This is a genomic window from Arthrobacter sp. Ha26 (assembly GCF_059091705.1).
In genome coordinates, this window is record NZ_JBNHGX010000003.1 from 406,791 (window position 1) to 424,684 (window position 17,894).

At 66.5% G+C, this 17,894-nt stretch carries 14 protein-coding genes; 7 read left to right on the top strand and 7 right to left on the bottom strand.

Going from position 1 to position 17,894, the window contains the following annotated elements; translation table 11 throughout:
- Nucleotides 1-17: 17 nt before the first annotated feature.
- On the bottom strand, nt 18-1,091 hold the full coding sequence (locus tag AC5RVY_RS10370) for a YeiH family protein (protein WP_493954616.1): 1,074 nt from the start codon (nt 1,089-1,091) through the stop codon (nt 18-20).
- Between the two features lie 113 nt (nt 1,092-1,204).
- Between AC5RVY_RS10370 and AC5RVY_RS10375 the strand changes: the two genes are divergently transcribed.
- The 3 genes from AC5RVY_RS10375 to AC5RVY_RS10385 are packed head-to-tail and all read left to right on the top strand — an operon-like array spanning nt 1,205 to nt 4,596.
- On the top strand, nt 1,205-2,761 hold the full coding sequence (locus AC5RVY_RS10375) for a circularly permuted type 2 ATP-grasp protein (RefSeq protein WP_493954617.1): 1,557 nt from the start codon (nt 1,205-1,207) through the stop codon (nt 2,759-2,761).
- Nucleotides 2,762-2,821: 60 nt separating this feature from the next.
- Complete coding sequence (locus AC5RVY_RS10380) at nt 2,822-3,748, top strand: alpha-E domain-containing protein (RefSeq protein WP_013600945.1); 927 nt, start codon at nt 2,822-2,824, stop codon at nt 3,746-3,748.
- The gene (locus tag AC5RVY_RS10385; protein ID WP_493954618.1) at nt 3,745-4,596 is read left to right on the top strand and encodes a transglutaminase family protein; all 852 of its coding nucleotides are present in this window, start codon (nt 3,745-3,747) and stop codon (nt 4,594-4,596) included. The genes AC5RVY_RS10380 and AC5RVY_RS10385 overlap by 4 nt, the downstream gene beginning before the upstream one ends.
- A gap of 60 nt (nt 4,597-4,656) precedes the next feature.
- Here the strand turns inward: AC5RVY_RS10385 and AC5RVY_RS10390 are convergent, their stop codons facing one another.
- The gene (locus AC5RVY_RS10390) at nt 4,657-6,108 is read right to left on the bottom strand and encodes an SDR family NAD(P)-dependent oxidoreductase (RefSeq protein WP_493954619.1); all 1,452 of its coding nucleotides are present in this window, start codon (nt 6,106-6,108) and stop codon (nt 4,657-4,659) included.
- Nucleotides 6,109-6,188: 80 nt separating this feature from the next.
- Nucleotides 6,189-7,598 carry a glucose-1-phosphate adenylyltransferase gene (gene glgC / locus AC5RVY_RS10395; protein WP_493954620.1) on the bottom strand — a complete coding sequence of 470 codons (1,410 nt, stop codon included), beginning with the start codon at nt 7,596-7,598 and terminating at the stop codon, nt 6,189-6,191.
- A 102-nt stretch (nt 7,599-7,700) separates the two neighbouring features.
- Between glgC and glgA the strand changes: the two genes are divergently transcribed.
- Nucleotides 7,701-8,906 carry a glycogen synthase gene (glgA, locus tag AC5RVY_RS10400; RefSeq protein ID WP_493954621.1) on the top strand — a complete coding sequence of 402 codons (1,206 nt, stop codon included), beginning with the start codon at nt 7,701-7,703 and terminating at the stop codon, nt 8,904-8,906.
- 85 nt (nt 8,907-8,991) lie between these two features.
- Here the strand turns inward: glgA and AC5RVY_RS10405 are convergent, their stop codons facing one another.
- On the bottom strand, nt 8,992-11,103 hold the full coding sequence (locus AC5RVY_RS10405; RefSeq protein ID WP_493954622.1) for an acyl-CoA dehydrogenase family protein: 2,112 nt from the start codon (nt 11,101-11,103) through the stop codon (nt 8,992-8,994).
- Nucleotides 11,104-11,188: 85 nt separating this feature from the next.
- Nucleotides 11,189-11,872 carry a TetR/AcrR family transcriptional regulator gene (locus AC5RVY_RS10410; protein WP_493954710.1) on the bottom strand — a complete coding sequence of 228 codons (684 nt, stop codon included), beginning with the start codon at nt 11,870-11,872 and terminating at the stop codon, nt 11,189-11,191.
- Between the two features lie 67 nt (nt 11,873-11,939).
- Here AC5RVY_RS10410 and AC5RVY_RS10415 point away from each other — a divergent pair, with 67 nt between their 5' ends.
- From AC5RVY_RS10415 to AC5RVY_RS10425, 3 genes are read left to right on the top strand one after another with little or no spacing between them, the layout of a single operon-like run.
- Complete coding sequence (locus tag AC5RVY_RS10415) at nt 11,940-13,304, top strand: acetyl-CoA C-acetyltransferase (protein WP_493954623.1); 1,365 nt, start codon at nt 11,940-11,942, stop codon at nt 13,302-13,304.
- Between the two features lie 8 nt (nt 13,305-13,312).
- Entirely contained in the window at nt 13,313-14,653 is a 1,341-nt protein-coding gene (locus tag AC5RVY_RS10420; protein ID WP_493954624.1) for a 3-oxoacyl-ACP reductase, read from the top strand.
- The gene (locus tag AC5RVY_RS10425) at nt 14,650-15,561 is read left to right on the top strand and encodes a MaoC/PaaZ C-terminal domain-containing protein (RefSeq protein WP_493954625.1); all 912 of its coding nucleotides are present in this window, start codon (nt 14,650-14,652) and stop codon (nt 15,559-15,561) included. The genes AC5RVY_RS10420 and AC5RVY_RS10425 overlap by 4 nt, the downstream gene beginning before the upstream one ends.
- Before the next feature lie 8 nt (nt 15,562-15,569).
- Here the strand turns inward: AC5RVY_RS10425 and AC5RVY_RS10430 are convergent, their stop codons facing one another.
- Both AC5RVY_RS10430 and AC5RVY_RS10435 read right to left on the bottom strand, forming a co-directional pair.
- Entirely contained in the window at nt 15,570-16,637 is a 1,068-nt protein-coding gene (locus AC5RVY_RS10430) for an FUSC family protein (protein WP_493954626.1), read from the bottom strand.
- A 146-nt stretch (nt 16,638-16,783) separates the two neighbouring features.
- Entirely contained in the window at nt 16,784-17,893 is a 1,110-nt protein-coding gene (locus AC5RVY_RS10435; protein ID WP_493954627.1) for a serine hydrolase domain-containing protein, read from the bottom strand.
- Nucleotide 17,894 lies beyond the last annotated feature (1 nt).

Sequence of the window (17,894 nt, forward strand, 5' to 3'; positions counted from 1 at the left end):
GGGGCAGGTGTCCAAGATCACGCCGTGATCACCAGGGCGGCACCCAGCCCCAGCAGGGCGATCAGGAGCCAGGATGCAAGGGCTGCCAGGAGCGCCCGGCCACCCGTGTGCAACAGGGTGCGGATGCGCACCGCCGATCCCAGCCCGAACAGGGCCGCGCCCAGCAGGATGTCCTGCAGCGCCGCCCCTGCCTCCAGCCACCCGTCGCTCAGCCAACCGGTGGACCGCAGGCCCACCATGGCCATGAAGCCCAGGACAAACAGCGGAACCACCGGCGGCAGCTTCGCCTGCGCGCCCCCGTCGGCTGCCCTTCCGTTTGTGCCTGCGCCGCCCCGGCCTGCCCACCGCTGGTGCCCGCCGGCTATGGCGGCCACGGGCGCCAGGAGCAGCACGCGGGTAAGTTTTACGACGACGGCGATCCCAAGTGCCGCCGTCCCGGCAGTCTGCGCGGTGGCCACCACCTGGCCGACGTCATGTACCGAAGCGCCGGTCCAGGCGCCGAACGCGGGCGCGGAGAGTTTCAGGGGATGGACGAGCAGGGGCAGGACGCCGATGGCGAGCGTTCCGCACAGGGTCACCAGGGCCACCGGGAGGACTGTTTCCACGTGCCTGATCCGCCGGACGGCGGCCATGGCACCGATCGCCGAGGCGCCACAGATCGAGAACCCTGTGGCCACCAGGAGCGACGTGACCGGCGGCAGCCGGAACAGCCGGGAGATCAGGTAGGTTCCACCGAAGCTGGCCGCCACCACGCCGGCGATCAGGACCAGGGCAAGCCAGCCCAGCCCCAGCACGTCCATGATGCTCACCTTCAGGCCCAGCATGATGATCCCGCCGCGCATCAGGTGCTTCCCGGCAAAGTCCAGCCCCGGCCGGCCCCTCCCCGCGGTCCAGGCGCCGGTGCCCGGCAGGTTGGCGGCCAGGACGCCCAGGACGACGGCCAGGGTCATGGCGGGAAGGACGGGAACCATCCGGTGGACGAGGAAGGCTGCGGCCAGCGCAACGGCTGCCGTGGCGAGGCCCGGGACCAGCCGGTCAGCGCGTTCGGGAACGCCCGGACCCGGAGCTGGGAGGCTTCTGCTGACTGGCACTCACCTACTGTGCCGGATAAGCTGCGGAATCCACGAACCCGGCTGCGTCCGCCAACACGCCAGAATGGATGGCAGTAATGAATTCGAAACAAAAAGATGGTTGGCTTGTGGACATGTCAGACCTATTCCAGGATTACTCCGCGGCCGCCGGCCGGACCGGAGCCTACGACGAGATGTTCGCCCCCGGGCAGCAGGCCCGCGGCTCCTATGAGCAGGTGGCGGACGCTTTGCGCAAGCTCTCGTTGGCCGATGTCAGCGCGCGCGCGGACTCGATGGCCCGCACCTTCCTGGACCGTGGTGTCACCTTTGATTTCGCCGGTGAGGAGCGCCCGTTCCCCCTCGATATCGTCCCCAGGGTGATTCCCGCTGCGGAATGGGATGTGATGGAGCGCGGCGTAGCCCAGCGGGTGCGCGCACTCGAGGCCTTCCTCAACGACGTGTACGACAAGATGACGGTGGTCTCCGACGGCGTGATCCCCCGCCAACTTGTGACCACCAGCGCGCACTTCCACCGCCAGGTGCACGGCTTCGAGCCTGCTGGCGGAGTCCGGGTCCACATCTCCGGCATCGACGTGGTCCGTGATGCCGCCGGCACCTTCCGGGTGCTGGAGGACAACGTGCGCGTCCCGTCCGGCGTGAGCTACGTGCTGGAGAACCGGCGGGCCATGGCCAAGGGCCTGCCCGAAGCCTTCGGCCAGCAGCTCATCCGCCCGGTGGAGGAGTACCCGCGCCGGCTCCTCTCGGCCCTGCGCAAAACCGCGCCCGCGGGCGTCGACGATCCCACCGTCGTCGTCCTCACTCCCGGCGTGTTCAACAGCGCCTACTTCGAGCACACCCTGCTGGCCGGCCTGATGGGCGTTGAACTCGTGGAGGGCCGCGACCTCATCTGCCGCGGCAACCGGGTGTACATGCGCACCACCGCCGGCGAGCAGCGCGTGGACGTCATCTACAAGCGGATCGACGACGACTTCCTTGACCCGCTGCAGTTCCGCGCCGATTCCATGCTGGGCTGCCCCGGACTCGTCAACGCCGCCCGGGCAGGCGGGGTGACCATCGCCAACGCCGTGGGCAATGGCGTGGCCGACGACAAACTGGTCTACAGTTACGTCCCTGACCTGATCCGCTACTACCTCAGCGAGGAGCCCATTATCGCCAACGTGGACACCTACCGCCTCGAGGAGAAGGAAGCGCGCGAGTTCACGCTGGACAACCTCTCCGAGCTGGTGGTCAAGCCCGTAGACGGTTCAGGCGGCAAGGGCCTGGTGATTGGGCCGGACGCCTCGAAGGACGAACTGGATGCCCTCCGCCAGCGGGTCATCGCGGACCCCCGCGGCTGGATTGCACAGCCCGTGCTCCAGCTCTCGACGGTGCCTACCCTGAGCGGCGACAAGTTCGGACCCCGGCATGTGGACCTGCGCCCCTTCGCAGTGAACGACGGCGACAACGTCTGGGTGCTGCCCGGCGGCCTCACCCGCGTGGCCCTGAAAGAAGGCTCGCTGATCGTCAACTCGAGCCAGGGCGGCGGCTCCAAGGACACCTGGGTCCTGGCCGATTCGCCCCAGGTGCCGGTGGAAACCGTGCCGCGGCCCTCCGTCTCCATCCGCGAACGGGTGTCCGTGTGGCCGGTGGAAAGCAACTGGCGCGACCGCCAGTCGGAGCAGCAGCAATGAGGCCCGCTGTCGTCCAGCACATCTCTTTGACAGTTTCGGACCCGCAGGAGGTAACCGCGAATGCTTAGCCGTATTGCCGAGTCCCTTTTCTGGATCGGCCGGTATGTGGAGCGGGCCGACGGCACCGCCCGTATCCTCGACGTACACCTGGAACGCCTGAACCACCTTCCCATGGAGGAACGCAAGAGCGTGGCCCAGGAGCTGCTGGCGGTGATGGGCGCGCGCCCGCAAAGCGAGGACTTCGGCCTGCCGGAGCTGCTGCACGCCCTGGCCTATGACAAGACCAGCGCCACCTCCATCGCGGGATCGCTCGGTGCCGCCCGTGAGAACGCCCGCCGCGCCAGGGAAACTGTTTCGTCCGGTCTGTGGGAGAGCCTGAACACCACGTATTACGGGCTGAGCCAGCACCGCAAGGACGTGGTGGGCACCTACCGCTTCTGCAACTGGACCCTGGAACGCACCGCCATGGTCAGCGGCCTCGCCGACACCACGGTGAGCCATGACGAGAGCTGGCTGTTCCTCGTTCTGGGACGCTCGCTGGAGCGCGCTGACATGACCGCCCGTATGCTCTCCACCCGCGACGTCCTGTCCGCAGGCATGTCCTGGGTCAACATGCTCCGGTGCGCCGGAGCCTACGAGTCCTTCCTGCGCACCCGCCGCGCGGCCTTTGGCGACCAGCACGCGGCCGAGTTCCTGCTGCTGGACCGCCTGTTCCCGCGGTCCATCGTGTATGCCCTGCGCGACGCTGACGAGTGCCTGGCGAAACTTGATCCCTCCGCCCAGCGGGTGGGCTTCATTAATGACGCCCGCAGGATTGTTGGGCAGGCCCGCACCTTCCTTGAGTTCCACCGCACGGACGACCTCATGTCCGAGCTGCCCGAACACATGGAGCGGGTGCAGAAGGCAGTATCCCAGGCCTCGGACGCCATTTCCCGTAAGTACTTCAATCAGGCGGACGAACTGGCCTGGGTGGGAGAAGTTTCATGACCCGGCTGAGCATCGTTCACAAGACGGCTTACAAGTACAACAAGCGCGTCACCCTGTCCTACAACGAGGCCCGGATGACGCCGCTCACCGACTCCCAGCAGGTGGTGCTGGAATCGGTGGTCAAGGTGTCCCCGTCCCAGGCGGCCGTGAGCACCTACCGGGACTACTGGGGGACCAGGGTCACCGCCTTCGACATGCAGATGCCGCATGAGCACCTCGAAGTTGTCTCCAACATCACGGTGGAGGTGCACCGGGCCGAGAAGATCCCATCCGACTCGGACATCGCGGGCTGGGACGTCCTGGCCTCGCCCGAGACGCTCAACACCTTCAGCGACTGGCTGCCCCAGTCCCGGCTGAGCGGCCCCGGGGACGAGGTCCTGGGCATCATTCCCGGGGTCGTGGCCGGGAAGAACCCGCACGAGGCCGCTATGGCGGTCTTTGAGTGGATGCGCGGGGAGATGACGTACATGTCCGGCTCCACCGCCGTTACCACCAATGCCGAGGAGGCCTGGGGCCAGCGCAAGGGTGTGTGCCAGGACCTTGCGCACCTGGCCATCGGCTCGCTGCGCAGCTGCGGCATCCCGGCCCGGTACGTGTCGGGCTACCTGCACCCACGGTCCAGTGCGGGCATTGGCGAGACCGTGTCCGGGCAGTCGCACGCTTGGCTGGAGTGGTGGGACGGTGACTGGCGGAGCTGGGACCCCACCAACCACAAGCCTGCGGGGGATTTCCATGTCACCGTGGCCCGGGGCCGCGACTACCGTGACGTGCCCCCGCTGAAGGGCATCCTGTCCGGCGGCGGCGGATCGGCGCTCAGTGTCAGCGTGGAGATCACCCAGCTCGCCTGACCGCGCGCATTTCGGGGCGGCTTACTCCGGTGAGGATTCGGCTGCGCCGTTGAGCTGGGTCTACCAGGGGCTGGGCTTGTAGTCCTTGAGGAACACCCCGTACTGGTCCTCGCCGTTCTCGCCCATCACGATCGGGTCATAGACGCGGGCGGCTCCGTCCACCAGGTCCAGGGGCGCGTGGAAGCCTTCCTCCATAAGCCGGACCTTGGTGAAGTGCGGACGTTCATCCGTGATCCAGCCGGTATCCACCGCTGTCATCAGGATGCCGTCGGCGTCCAGCATCTCCTGGGCGCTGGTGCGGGTCATCATGTTCAGCGCAGCCTTTGCCATGTTCGTGTGCGGGTGGCCAGGGCCCTTGTAGGCCCGGGAAAACTGGCCTTCCATGGCCGACACGTTCACGATGTACTTCCGCCGCGCCGTGGACAGCTTCATGGCCTGCCGCAGCCGGCTCACCAGCAGGAACGGGGCTGTGACGTTGCAGAGCTGGACCTCGAGCATTTCCAGCGGATCCACCTCGTCCACCACCTGGGTCCAGCTGTTGATGGTGGCCAGGTCCGGCACCAGCCCGCCGGCGTCGATCGCTGTCCCGGAAGCGATCCGCTCCAGTGAAGCCGAACCGGTGGACAGCGCCAGCGAGGTGATGGCGTCACCGGCGAGGACGGGATGCTCGGTGACGCTGCTGGCCAGGGCCAGCGGGTGCTTGTCGTGCGCGTGCCCGAAGGTCACCAGCTCGGGGCCGCCGTTGGCGGGCTCGAGGGCGGCCGGCAGCGGCTCGTCCTCGGCGTCTACCAGGGGCTTGTAGGCATTGCCGGAGCGGCGCACGGTCTGCGCGGCGTTGTTAATGATGATGTCCAGCGGGCCGGCCTCGTTGAGTGAATCAGTCAATGCCATGACCTGGGCGGGGTCACGCAGGTCGATGCCCACGATCCGGAGCCGGTGCAGCCACTCACCGCTGTCCTCCATCGCGGCGAAGCGGCGGGCGGCGTCCTTGGGGAACCGGGTGGTGATGGTGGTGTGGGCGCCGTCGCGCAGCAGCCGGAGTGCGATGTACATACCGATCTTGGCGCGGCCGCCGGTGAGCAGGGCGCGGCGGCCGGTGAGGTCCGTCCGGGCATCACGTTTGGCGTGGTTGAATGCGGCGCATTCGGGGCAGAGCTGGTGGTAGAAAGCGTCCACCTGGGTGTAGTGCTGCTTGCAGATGTAGCAGGGGCGGGACCTAATGAGGTGGCCTGCAACGTTGCCCGTGGTGGATGAAGCAAGTTTGTTCCCGCGGGTTTCATCGTCGATCCGGTCCGGCGCGGCGGTGGCCGTCAGGGCGATGACCGCCCGGTCGGCTTCGGAGATCGAGTCCCGTTTGGTGACCCGCCTGTGCCTCTTGACGGCCTTGAACATCTTGCCGGTGGCGCGGCGCACGGAGACGTAGTCCGGGTGTTCCTCGTCGTAGGCGTGGATGGTGTTGAGGACCTTGAGGCAGGCCTGGATTTCCTCAGGCGTCAGATCGGGGGAGTTCACTGTACTGATTTTACAGCCTGCTCCTCCCCGCAGCCCCCACCGTAAACGGGGGCCGCGGAGGAGTAAACACAAGGAAGGGTTCAGGAAATACGTGCTCCCGGCACGGCCTCCGCTGCTGCCGCAGCATGCGTCTCGGCTACTTTGTCCACGGACTCCCGGACCTCGGGGTAAAGCGCAGCCGCTGCCTTCACAGCGTTGGGCACGAGGTGGAGGTTTGCGGCCGCCAGCCGCCGCTCCTGGTCACCGGGTTCCGGCACCTGCTGGCCCTTGGACAGCACAGTAATGCCGGAATCCGTGACCTTGAAACCGCGGGCACGGTCCAGGTCGGCATCCAGCCCGATCGCCGCACCCGAGGGCACCTTGACGTTCTTATCGAGAATGGCCCGGTGGATGACGGCGCCCTCGCCGACGTACACCTTATCCATCAGGACGGAGTCGACCACGCGGCTGCTGGTTCCCACAAACACGTCGTTGGACAGGACGGAGCCCTCCACCACGGCCCCGGAAATCACCACGCCGCTGGAAACAATCGAGTCCAGGGCGGTACCTACCGTGTTGTTCTGGCCTCGGACGAACTTGGCCGGCGGCGAAATGCTCTGCCGGGTGTAGATGGGCCATTCGGAGTTGTAGAGGTTGAAGACCGGCAGCGGGGAGATCAGGTCCATGTGGGCGTCGTAGAAGGAGTCGATGGTGCCCACATCGCGCCAGTAGGTGCGGTCACGCTCCGTGGAGCCGGGGATGTCGTTCAGCGTGAAGTCGTAGACACCGGCCTCGCCCTGGTTTACGAAGTAGGGGATGATGTCACCGCCCATGTCGTGCTTGGTGTCCAGCCGCTCGGCGTCCACGTGCAGCGCCGCCACCAGGGCGTCGGCGTCGAACACGTAGTTGCCCATGGAGGCCAGGAACTGCGACGGGTCCGCCGCCAGGCCCGGCGTGCTGGACGGTTTTTCCACGAAGGCGGCGATCTTCTGGGGATCGTTCTGGTCCACTTCGATCACGCCGAACTGGTCGGCCATGTGCAGGGGCTGCCGCACGGCGGCGACCGTTGCCTTGGCTCCGCTGTTCACGTGCTGGGCCACCATCTGGGCGAAGTCCATCCGGTAGACGTGGTCGGCGCCGACCACCACAACGATGTCCGGGTTGGCATCGTGGATCAGGTTCAGCGACTGGTAGATGGCGTTGGCACTGCCCAGGAACCAGCTCTTGCCCACGCGCTGCTGGGCCGGTACCGAGGCCACGTAGTTGCCAAGCTGAGTGGACATGCGCCAGGTCTCGGAGATGTGGCGGTCAAGGCTGTGCGACTTGTACTGGGTGAGCACAACGATCTGCAGGTAGCGGGAATTCACCAGGTTGGACAGGGCGAAATCGATCAGCCGGTAACTTCCGGCGAAGGGTACCGCCGGTTTCGCGCGGTCTGCCGTCAGCGGCATCAGCCTGTTTCCCTCGCCGCCGGCGAGGACAATGGCCAGGACTCTTTTGTTCAACGGCATAGTGGTCGCTCCTGTACGCCTTCGTAACTCCCCAAGACAGTCCGGCATGCCCGGACTCCTTCACACTAGAACAGTTATGCGTGAAGGACTACCTTGGGTCTTGTGCGAATAGACATTGTGACTAAAGAGTTTCCGCCGGAAATCTATGGAGGCGCCGGAGTCCACGTAGCCGAATTGAGCAGGGTGCTTAGTAAGCACGTTGACCTGCACGTTCGGGCATTTGGGGCTCCGCGCGACGCCGACTATCATGGGGCGGCGGTGACGTCCTACGCCGTGCCGGAAGACCTTGGCTCAGCCAACGCCGCAGTGCAGACCCTGGGCGTGGACCTGCGCATCGTCCCGGACATCGAAGGCGCGGACCTGGTCCATTCGCACACCTGGTACGCCAACATGGCGGGCCACCTCGCCTCCTTGCTCCACGGCATTCCGCACGTCCTCAGCGCCCACAGCCTCGAGCCGCTGCGCCCTTGGAAGGCCGAACAGCTCGGCGGCGGGTACGCCCTTTCGTCCTGGGTGGAAAAGACCGCCTACGAGGCAGCGGCCGCCATCATCGCGGTCTCGGAGGGCATGCGGCAGGACATCCTGCGCAGCTACCCCAACGTTGATCCAGCCAAGGTACGCGTGGTCCACAACGGCATCGACGTCGAGATGTGGCAACGTGACGAGAATGACGACGCCGTGCGCGCGCTGGGCATCGACCCGGGCAAGCCGAGCGTCGTGTTCGTGGGCCGGAACACCCGCCAGAAGGGCGTCCCCTACCTCCTGCGCGCGGCAGCGAAGCTTCCCGCCGACGTCCAGCTGGTCCTGTGCCTGGGCGCCGCAGACACCCCCGAGCTCGCTGCCGAAACAGCCCGCCTGATTGAAGACCTGCAGCGCGAGCGCACCGGCGTGGTGCTCATCGAGCGCATGCTGCCCCGCCACGAACTGATCCAGGTGCTCAGTCACGCCACCGCCTTCGCCTGCCCGTCCATCTACGAACCGCTGGGCATCGTGAACCTCGAAGCCATGGCTTGCGGTGCCGCCGTGGTGGCCAGCGCCACCGGCGGCATCCCGGAGGTGGTGGAGCACGGCCAGACGGGCCTGCTGGTGGACCTGGAGCAGGTCACCGACGGCACCGGTACACCCCTCGACCCGGAAAAGTTCGTCACGGAGTTTGCTGCCGCCCTCACCGAGGTGGTCTCTGATCCCGACCGCGCCCGCGCCATGGGGCAGGCGGGCCGGGAGCGCGCGGAAAAGCACTTCTCCTGGGAATCCATCACGGAGACCACGCTTGAGGTGTACCGCTCTGTGCTGCCTGCGCAGGGCTAGCCGTACCGCCAAGCATATGACGACGACGGCGCCGCCCACCTTGCGAGGTGGGTGGCGCCGTCGTCGTTAATGCTGTCGGGGACGCTTAGTTCCGGTGGCCGGCGGTACGCGCCAGCAGGACCTTCTCGTCCACCGGTGCCTTGCCGCTCGCCCGCTGGCCACGGAAGTAGGCGCGCGCCTGGTCCTGCCGTTCCTTCTCAGCGCCGGTGGCGATGGCTGCGCGGACGTGCTCTTCGCCGTAGCCAAAGGCGTCCACCAGGTCCAGGGCATGCGGACGGATCTTCACCAGCAGCCTGTTGATGTACTCGCCCACCGTGCGGCCCCGCTGCATCGAGAGGCGGCCGTTCATGAGGTACCAGGACAGGTTCTTCTCGATCAGGGACAGGCCGAACAGGTCCCGCACCCAGGTCAGGACGGCCCTGGTCCCGGGGTCAGCAACATCGCGGAGCGCGTCGGTGAACGCCTCCCACTGGAGCAGTTCGGCATGGGCCTGCGCGGCGTCGATCAGTTCGTTCTGGTGCCGGTTGAACAGGGCCGCACCCTTCCCCTGTGATAACCGCCCTGTGCCTTTCAGAGCCGTGGCGGCCTCGGCCACCATGGTCTGCACCCGGTCGGTGAGCAGCGCGCGCTGGCCTTCCTCGTCGCGCAGGGCCATGGCGGCCTTCTGCACTGATCCGGTGTCAGCGACGAACTGGGCCACCTGCCGCAGCCCGGTGCGGTGGATGGCCGCCCCGGTGGCCTGGCCCACCACGTACCGGGCCAGCACGCCGAAGTCGACGGAGCGGAATTCCTTGGCGTAGTCCGCCAGGAGGCGCTTGGCCACGAGCTGCAGCAAAACGGTGTTGTCACCTTCAAAGGTGGCGTAGACGTCAAGGTCTGCCCGCAGGGACGCGAAGCGGTTCTCAATGAGGAAACCGGCGCCGCCGCAGGCTTCACGGCATTCCTGCAGGGTGTCCAGCGCGTGCCAGGTGCTGAGCGGCTTCAGCGCGGCAGCGAGGGTTTCGAGGTCCTGTCGGTCTTCATCGGTGTCGTGGGCGCCGGAAAAGACGTCGTCGAATTTCTGCAGCAGCTGCTCGTGGGCGAAGCTGGCCGCGTAGGTGGTGGCCAGCCTGGTGAACAGGCGTTTCTGGTGGCGCTGGTAATCCAGCAGCACTTCCTCCTCGGTGTGGGAGGAGGCGTTGAACTGTCGGCGTTCGGTGGCGTATTGAACGGCAGCCTTCAGCGCCACCTTGGAGGCTGCCACGGCAGCGCCGTCCAGGGAGACGCGGCCCTGCACCAGGGTGCCCAGCATGGTGAAGAAGCGGCGGCCCGGGCTGGCGATGGGGGAGCTGTAGGTCCCGTCGGCCTCGACGTTCCCGTAGCGGTTCAACAGGTTTGTCCGGGGGATGCGCACGTTGGTGAAGTGCAGCCGGCCGTTGTCTACCCCGTTGAGCCCGCCCTTGATGCCGTCGTCCTCGCCGCCGATGCCGGGCAGGAACTCCCTGGTCTCCGGGTCGCGAAGGTCTACATAGAACGCGTGGACCCCGTGGTTGACGCCACCGGTAACCAGCTGCGCGAACACTACCGCGCCCAGGCCGTCAATGGCCGCGTTGCCGATGTAGTCCTTCCACGCGGCGCGGAACGGCGTGTGCACCACGAATTCCTCAGTTGCAGGGTCGTACGTGGCGGTGGTGGCGATGCTGGCCACGTCTGATCCGTGTCCGGTTTCGGTCATCGCAAAGCAACCGGGGATGTCCAGGCTCATGATGCCCGGGAGCCACTTCGCATGGTGCCTGTCAGTGCCGAGGTGCATCACGGCGGAACCGAAGAGACCCCACTGGACGCCGGCCTTGATCTGCAGCGAAGGATCCGCCACTACCAGTTCCTCGAAGCCTGCAATGTTTCCGCCGTGGTCATCGGATCCGCCCAGGGACTGGGGGAAGGCGCGGTGCACCGCCTCGTTCTCCACCAGGTACTTCAGCTGCCCGGACACCCGGGCGCGGTGCTCGGTGTGCGTGAGCCCCTCGATCTTGTGCAGCTGGGGGCGTGCGGCAAGCTCCCTCGCCTGGCGCCGGATCGCCGCCCACTTGCCCAGGAGCTGCTCACCCAGCACGTCGACGTCGACGGCGGGCAGTGCTTCAGGTGCCGCGGAGGCAGTAGTTGCCGTTGTGCCGGGGCGCTGCCTTCTTCCGGCGGGACGGTCCACAAGTTCAGTCATGTCGTAGTCCTTTGTTGGTGCTGACAGATGGGTAGTGCTGCGGGTAGTTGCTGCTGCGGTAGAAGTCGGGGGTGCCGGGGAAGCCTCACGTCCGGGCGGACGGCGGCAGTTCGGGGGCGATGCCGACGCACAGCCAGTCGGTGATCTGCCGGGCCATCGCTTCCTGCCCAGGCTTGGCAGGGGAGGCCGGGGTATTGAGCCACTGCTCGCCGGCATTCCTCACCATCCCGATGGCGGCTTTGGGCCAGTACCCAATGACGGCTTCCTTGCCGTCCCCGAGATGGGAGCGCATGGGGGTAGCGATCATTTCGGCGACGGCATCAAAGAAGTGGCCCAGGGCAGCGGATCCTGCTGCCGCGTCCTGGCTGCTGTCCGCGTCGTAGGCCTGGCGGGTGACAAAGGTGTAGACATTCGGGCTTGTGCTGGCCATCTGCAGGTAGGCGGTAACCATCGCCAGGAGTCCTTCACGGGGGGTGTCCGCGCTCTGCGCGGCCTCGCGGATCCGGCGCTGCATCTGGCCGAGGACTACTTCGCCCACCGCCTGCTGCAGCCCGGCTTTGTCTCCGAAGTAGCGGTAGAAAACGGACTTGGAGGTGCCGGCGGCGGCAGCAATGTCTTCCATGGATGCGTCACTCCCCAAAGCATGGACGGCCCGGCGGGCGGACTTGATCAGCTCCCGCCGGCGTTCCTCGCGGTGGCTCTGCCAGCGTGACGAGCGGCCGTCGCCAGGGATGGCGGCGGGCGCGGAAGAGGTGCCGGTCTGCTGGATGTTCACGATACCCAGCGTATCAGGTACGCTGGGTATCGGTAACCGCACGTGACCCGAGGAGACACCCATGTCCATTGACGGACAATCCACTACCGGACCTGACGAATCCCGCACTCCCGCTGGAGGCACCGCCCCCGGATTGCGCCGGGCAGTCATCGTTGGTGGGAACAGGATCCCGTTCGCGCGGGCCGGCGGGGCCTACGCCAAGTCCTCCAACCAGGACATGCTGACGGCGGCGCTGGACGGGCTGATCGCACGCTTTGGCCTGCAGGACGAGCGGCTGGGGGAAGTGGCGGCAGGTGCCGTACTCAAGCACTCCAGGGACTTCAACCTCACCCGCGAAGCGGTCCTGGGCTCCGCCTTGTCACCGGAGACGCCGGCCTATGACCTCCAGCAGGCCTGCGCCACCGGGCTGGAGACCGTTGTGGGCCTGTCCAACAAAATCAAGCTGGGCCAGATCGATTCGGGAATCGCCGGGGGCGTGGACTCCGCCTCTGACGCGCCTGTAGTGGTCAGCGAAGGACTCCGCGAAGTCATCCTTGACCTGAACAGGGCAAAGAGCATTCCGCAACGGCTTCAGATCCTGAGCCGGCTGAGGCCCAAGGACCTCGCTCCGCTGGCCCCCGGCACGTCCGAGCCCCGCACTGGACTCTCCATGGGGGAGCACCAGGCGCTCACTACGTCACAGTGGAAGGTCTCCCGTGAGGCGCAGGACGAACTTGCGTTCAACAGCCACCGGAACCTCGCTGCCGCGTACGACACAGGTTTCTTCGACGACCTCCTGACCCCTTACCGGGGCCTGACCCGTGACGGGAACCTGCGTCCGGACACCTCACTGGAAAAGCTCGCCGGGCTGAAGCCGGTCTTCGGGAAGAACCTGGGCGCGGACGCCACCATGACCGCCGGTAACTCCACTCCGCTGACCGACGGCGCTTCCACCGTCCTGCTGGCCTCGGATGAGTGGGCCGACGCCCGGGTCCTGCCCAAGCTGGCTGCCATCGTAGACGCTGAAGCTGCCGCCGTGGACTTTGTGCACGGCAAGGACGGCCTGCTGATGGCACCGGTCTTCGCGGTCCCGAGGCTGCTCGCCAGGCAGGGACTTACGTTGGCGGACATCGACTTCTTCGAGATCCATGAAGCCTTCGCATCCACCGTCCTCAGTATCCTCGCCGCCTGGGAGGACGAGGACTTTGGCCGTACCCGGCTCGGCCTGGACGGCGCTTTTGGCAGTATTGACCGGTCACGCCTGAACGTACACGGCTCGTCCCTGGCTGCCGGCCATCCGTTCGCCGCCACCGGGGGCAGGATCGTCGCTTCACTGGCCAAGACACTGCACGCTAAGGGCAAAGACGCAGGCCGACCCGCACGCGGCCTCGTCTCGATCTGCGCGGCCGGCGGCCTGGGCGTTGCCGCGATTCTCGAATCACTGTAGGGGCACGAATGACTGACACGTATGCACAACTGGTAAACCACAGTGTGGGCGGGACCGTAGCCAAGAAGCTCGGTTTGCCGCGGCCCGCAGTCCTGCGCCGGTACCAGCCCGGCCAGCCGCTGGTCGCCGGGCCCATCGTGGTCCAGGGCGACACCGAGGGCGCCGACAGCCTGGCGGCCGAGCTGCTGTCCTGGGACCTCGACGTCCGGCGGCATGCAGTACCGCGGGAGAGGCTCGGCGCCATCATCCTGGTCCTGGACGAGGTGGAGCGTCCCGAAGACCTCGGAAAGCCCATCCTCGCCGCTGCCGCGTCCCTCCGGGACCTCGGACCGGGAGGCCGGATCATTACCGTATCCCGGCGGGCCTCAGACGCAGGCTCACCGGCACAGGCAGCCGCACGGCAGGGAGTGGACGGGTTCCTGCGCTCCCTCGCCAAGGAACTGCGGGCCGGCGCCACCGGCAACGGCGTGCTCCTGGCACCGGAGGTAGGGACAACAAGCCCCAGCACCCTGGGGGCAGTCAGGTTCTTCCTCTCCGGCAGGTCCGCCTTCGTGGACGGGCAGTTCCTGACCGTCTCCACCACGGCGGGTGAACTGCCCTCGGACCTCGGAAAACCGTTGGCCGGAAAGGTTGCCGTCGTTACCGGAGCCGCCCGCGGTATTGGTGCTGCAATCGCAAGGACCCTGCACCGTGACGGCGCTGCTCTGGTGCTGGTGGACATCCCTGCCGCGGGCGACCATTTAGCTGAGGTGGCCAATGAGGTCAAAGGCACTGCCCTCCAGCTGGACATCAGCAGGCAGGATGCCGGGCAACGTATCCTGGAGCACACCGTGCAGCGGCACGGACGCCTGGACATCATGGTCCACAACGCCGGCATCACCAGGGACAAACTCCTTGCCAACATGGACCAGTCGCGCTGGGGTTCCGTGATTGACATCAATATCGCTGCACAGCTCCGGATCAACGAGGCGCTCCTCGCGTCCGAGCACTTCCGTCCGTCCCCCCGGATAGTTTCCGTCGCGTCCACCAGCGGCATTGCCGGCAACCGCGGCCAGACGAACTATGCGGCTTCCAAGGCAGGTGTGATGGGAATGGTCCGGGCCACCGCTTCGCTGATCGCTGCCCATGGAGGAACCGTCAACGCCGTAGCGCCGGGGTTCATCGAAACCGAGATGACGGCCCGCATACCCTTTGCGTTGCGGGAGATGGGCCGCCGCCTGAACTCGCTGCAACAGGGCGGGCTGCCAAGCGACGTGGCGGAAACCATTGCGTTCCTGGCCAGTGACGCCGCCGGGGGAATCAACGGCGAAGTGCTGCGGGTCTGCGGGCAGAACCTGGTGGGGGCATGACGCCCGCGCAGCCGGTCATCCTGGGGGAGATGCCGTCGCTTTCCAAGCTGTACGTCAACGCGGCCGCCCAGGCCGCGCGGCGGCGGCTGCTGGGGGCCCATGACGGATCTGCCCTGCCGCAGGAGAGCCACGAGGTGCGCGGGGTGACTGTGGACGTCGGGAACCTGACCGCCTACCAGCACCTCGTCGGCGAAACTGCCAGTGACGTCCTGCCGGCAGGTTTCATTCACGCCCTCGCGTTTCCCCTGGCCATGAGCGTTATGAACCGGGACGACTTTCCGCTTCCCCTGCTCGGGATGATCCACCTTCGGAACAGTGTGGAACAGCGGTCGCCGGTGCTTTTCACCGACGCCCTGGACATTACGGCCCATGTGGAAAACCTGCGCGGACACCGTGCCGGTACCCAAGTGGACGTGGTCAGCCACGTGCGACGGACCGGGTCCGCGGAAACCTGCTGGCGAGGTGTCTCCACCTACCTCGCGAAGGGAGTTTTCCTGCCGGGGATCGACAAACCCTCCCCAGCGCCCGTACGTGCCGGGTTCACTGCGCCGGACCCCACTGCGTTGTGGCAGCTGGGGGTCGATACTGGCAGGGCGTACGCCGCGGTGTCTGGCGACTTCAATCCCATCCACCTCAGTGTGCTTTCAGCAAAGGCGTTGGGAATGCGCCGCTCCATCGCCCATGGAATGTACCTGGCTTCGCGGGCGCTCGCCGACGTCGGTGCTGTCCGTGGTGATTCCTTCACCTGGGATGTGGACTTTGACGCACCCGTGTTCCTGCCCTGTCGCGTGGCCCTTGATATCAACAGCATCCAGGGACCTGCCGGAACGTGGGAGCGGTCCGAGTTCGCCGCGTGGAATCCCCGTTCGGGCCGCCGCCATTTCAGCGGGTCGGTAGCCGTTCTTTAGGCCTTCGTTTACGACGCCGTGGCCTCAGTTCCAGGGCGGACGGTCCGCAGGATCCGGTGCAGGCTGAGGAGGATCGATTCGGACGCAGGTACGGCGTCCGTGTCAACCTCCCGGGTGGCAGTTATCGCCATGCAGGCGTTCACCGCCGACTTGGCGGTGTTGAAGCGCTCAGCCTTTTGTTCCTGATCTTCGTTAGTGAAGGAGCACAGCAGGTCCCCGGTGGCCGTGATGGCGTCGGCGAGCGGAACGTTGTCCTGGATTGGGACGATGTACGGCACTTCGCTTTCCCAGATCACGTCGGACAGAATGTCCGTCATGTCCTGGACGTGGAACGAGACCCTTTCCAGTTGCCGAAGGTTGCGGTAGTCGAGGTCAATGTCGCGCGGGTGGAGTTTGCGGCGGGGATTTGCCCTTCGGCTGGCGTCGGCCTCCTTGACGAGGTGCCGTACAGAGCGCGTGGCCGATGCCAGCTCGTCGGCCCGGCGGGCCCATTCTTCGTGTTCCGGCGGCCACTCTTCCTTTAGGGCCGTACCCATGTCGATCATCTGCCTGCCCAAGGCCAGGCGGAGGTCATCAAGGCTGGCCGCCGCTGCTTTGAGGTGGAGCGGCGGAAAGACCAGGAAATTGACGGCAATGCCCACTGCGACCCCGGCACCCATCTGCACCAGATAGCCGAAGGAAAAGTCGTCGGCGTTGCTTCCGCCCACCAGCAGGACCAGCAGCGCCGCCGTCGGAATCCAATCACTGCCTGAGCCGAGGCCCGGCAAGCCGCCCAGCAGCACGCCTATCCCCATAAAAATCGCCACGGTCAGTGGCGACGGGTCCGCAATGTGCACCAGGAGCACCGCGAGCCCGATGCCCACGGCCAGTCCGGTGAGGGCCTGCACACCCTGCCGGACGGAGCCGGCCACGTTGTGGTACATGGCCACCAAGGCTCCCAGGGGCGCGTAGTAGGCATAGTGTGATGCGCTGCCTGGCATGAGCGGGGCGATGAGGAACGCCAGCCCTGCGGCCAGCGCCGCTTTCGCCGCCAACTGCAACCGCTGGGCAGCGAACGCCGCGGACAGTCCATCCACCGCCTGTTGTAGGAGTTGGGTCCCCCCGGCCCACCGGATTGCCGGTCGTGCTTGAGATTTACCCATCCGACCCACACTAGGGTGCCTGGTCCGCAACCACAAAGGTGCAGGTCAGGCCCACGGGCGGATCGGCTGAAGAGGCCGGTTCAGGAAAAAGCGGCGGCGGAACGGCGCACGGCAGCCGCGAGCCGGTGGGCCTTTCCCGGGGTCCGGCCGTCCTCCGCGCGCCGGGGGATGTAGCCGAAACCGAGGCCATAAGCAGGGTCCGCGAACCCGAGAGCCGCGTTGGCACCTTCATGGCCGAAAGCTCGGTGGCTGCCGAAGTTCCGGGACGGGTGCGGTTTCATAAATACGACGGCGAACGCATTGTCCAGCCCCGAGGACCGGTCCAGGCCCCACACCTGCTCCTGCGACATCAGCTCCAGCGTCTCCGGGTTGAGGAAGCCGTGGGTACCGTCGACCCCGGTGGTGGCCGCTGCATACAGCCTGGCCAGGCCGTCCGCGGAACCCACCCCGCCGGCCGCCGACATGCCAGCGCTCCGGACACTTCGGATGTTCGGCAACTCCATGATGGTGCTGACAGGGGCGTTGCTGTTCAGGCCGTCCAGGCTGAGGGGATCCACCCAGGGCCCTGCCGGATCCGCAGTGTAGAGGACGTTGCGGTAGCGGGGCTCAACTTCGGCAGGCAGGCCAAGGAAGAAGTCGATGCCCAGCACCGTCCGGATCCGGCGGTCATAGATGCGTTGCAGGGTTTCTCCTGCCGTGCGGCGGCAGAGTTCCTCCATGATGATCCCGATGGTCAGGGCGTGATAGCCAAATTGCCGTCCGGGCTGCCAGGAGGGCCTGGCTGCGGCCAACGCCGCAGCAGCGCCCGCAGTGGTGAACCCGTCCAGGGCAAGCCCGCCCTCCACACCCAGCAGGCCGGCCTGGTGGGACAACGCCTCCCGCACCAGGAGCCGCTCCTTGCCGTGCACACCGAACTCGGGCCAATATTTGGCCACGGGGGCGTCGAGGTCAAGCAGGCCGTCCTGGACGAGGAGGGCAATCACCATGGCGGCTACTCCCTTGGAGCAGGAGTAGGCGCCGGTGATCGTGTCAGCGTCCATGTCCGGGCCGCCAACCAGGCGCACCACCTGTGCCCCGTTCCGGTAGGCGGCCACTTGTGCGCTGTACTGCGGGTCTTCGGCAAGGAATGACTGGAACAGCTCCAGTACATTTTCAAAACCAGGCGCTACAAAGCCATATGAAGTCTGCATC

Excerpts from the sequence above, each read along its gene's own strand:
- AC5RVY_RS10420 (WP_493954624.1), top strand. The coding sequence starts at position 13,313 with ATGACTGACACGTATGCACAACTGGTAAACCACAGTGTGGGCGGGACC.
- AC5RVY_RS10435 (WP_493954627.1), bottom strand. The coding sequence starts at position 17,893 with ATGCAGACTTCATATGGCTTTGTAGCGCCTGGTTTTGAAAATGTACTG.
- AC5RVY_RS10380 (WP_013600945.1), top strand. The coding sequence starts at position 2,822 with ATGCTTAGCCGTATTGCCGAGTCCCTTTTCTGGATCGGCCGGTATGTG.
- AC5RVY_RS10405 (WP_493954622.1), bottom strand. The coding sequence starts at position 11,103 with ATGACTGAACTTGTGGACCGTCCCGCCGGAAGAAGGCAGCGCCCCGGC.
- AC5RVY_RS10375 (WP_493954617.1), top strand. The coding sequence starts at position 1,205 with ATGTCAGACCTATTCCAGGATTACTCCGCGGCCGCCGGCCGGACCGGA.
- AC5RVY_RS10385 (WP_493954618.1), top strand. The coding sequence starts at position 3,745 with ATGACCCGGCTGAGCATCGTTCACAAGACGGCTTACAAGTACAACAAG.
- glgC (WP_493954620.1), bottom strand. The coding sequence starts at position 7,598 with ATGCCGTTGAACAAAAGAGTCCTGGCCATTGTCCTCGCCGGCGGCGAG.
- AC5RVY_RS10425 (WP_493954625.1), top strand. The coding sequence starts at position 14,650 with ATGACGCCCGCGCAGCCGGTCATCCTGGGGGAGATGCCGTCGCTTTCC.
- AC5RVY_RS10415 (WP_493954623.1), top strand. The coding sequence starts at position 11,940 with ATGTCCATTGACGGACAATCCACTACCGGACCTGACGAATCCCGCACT.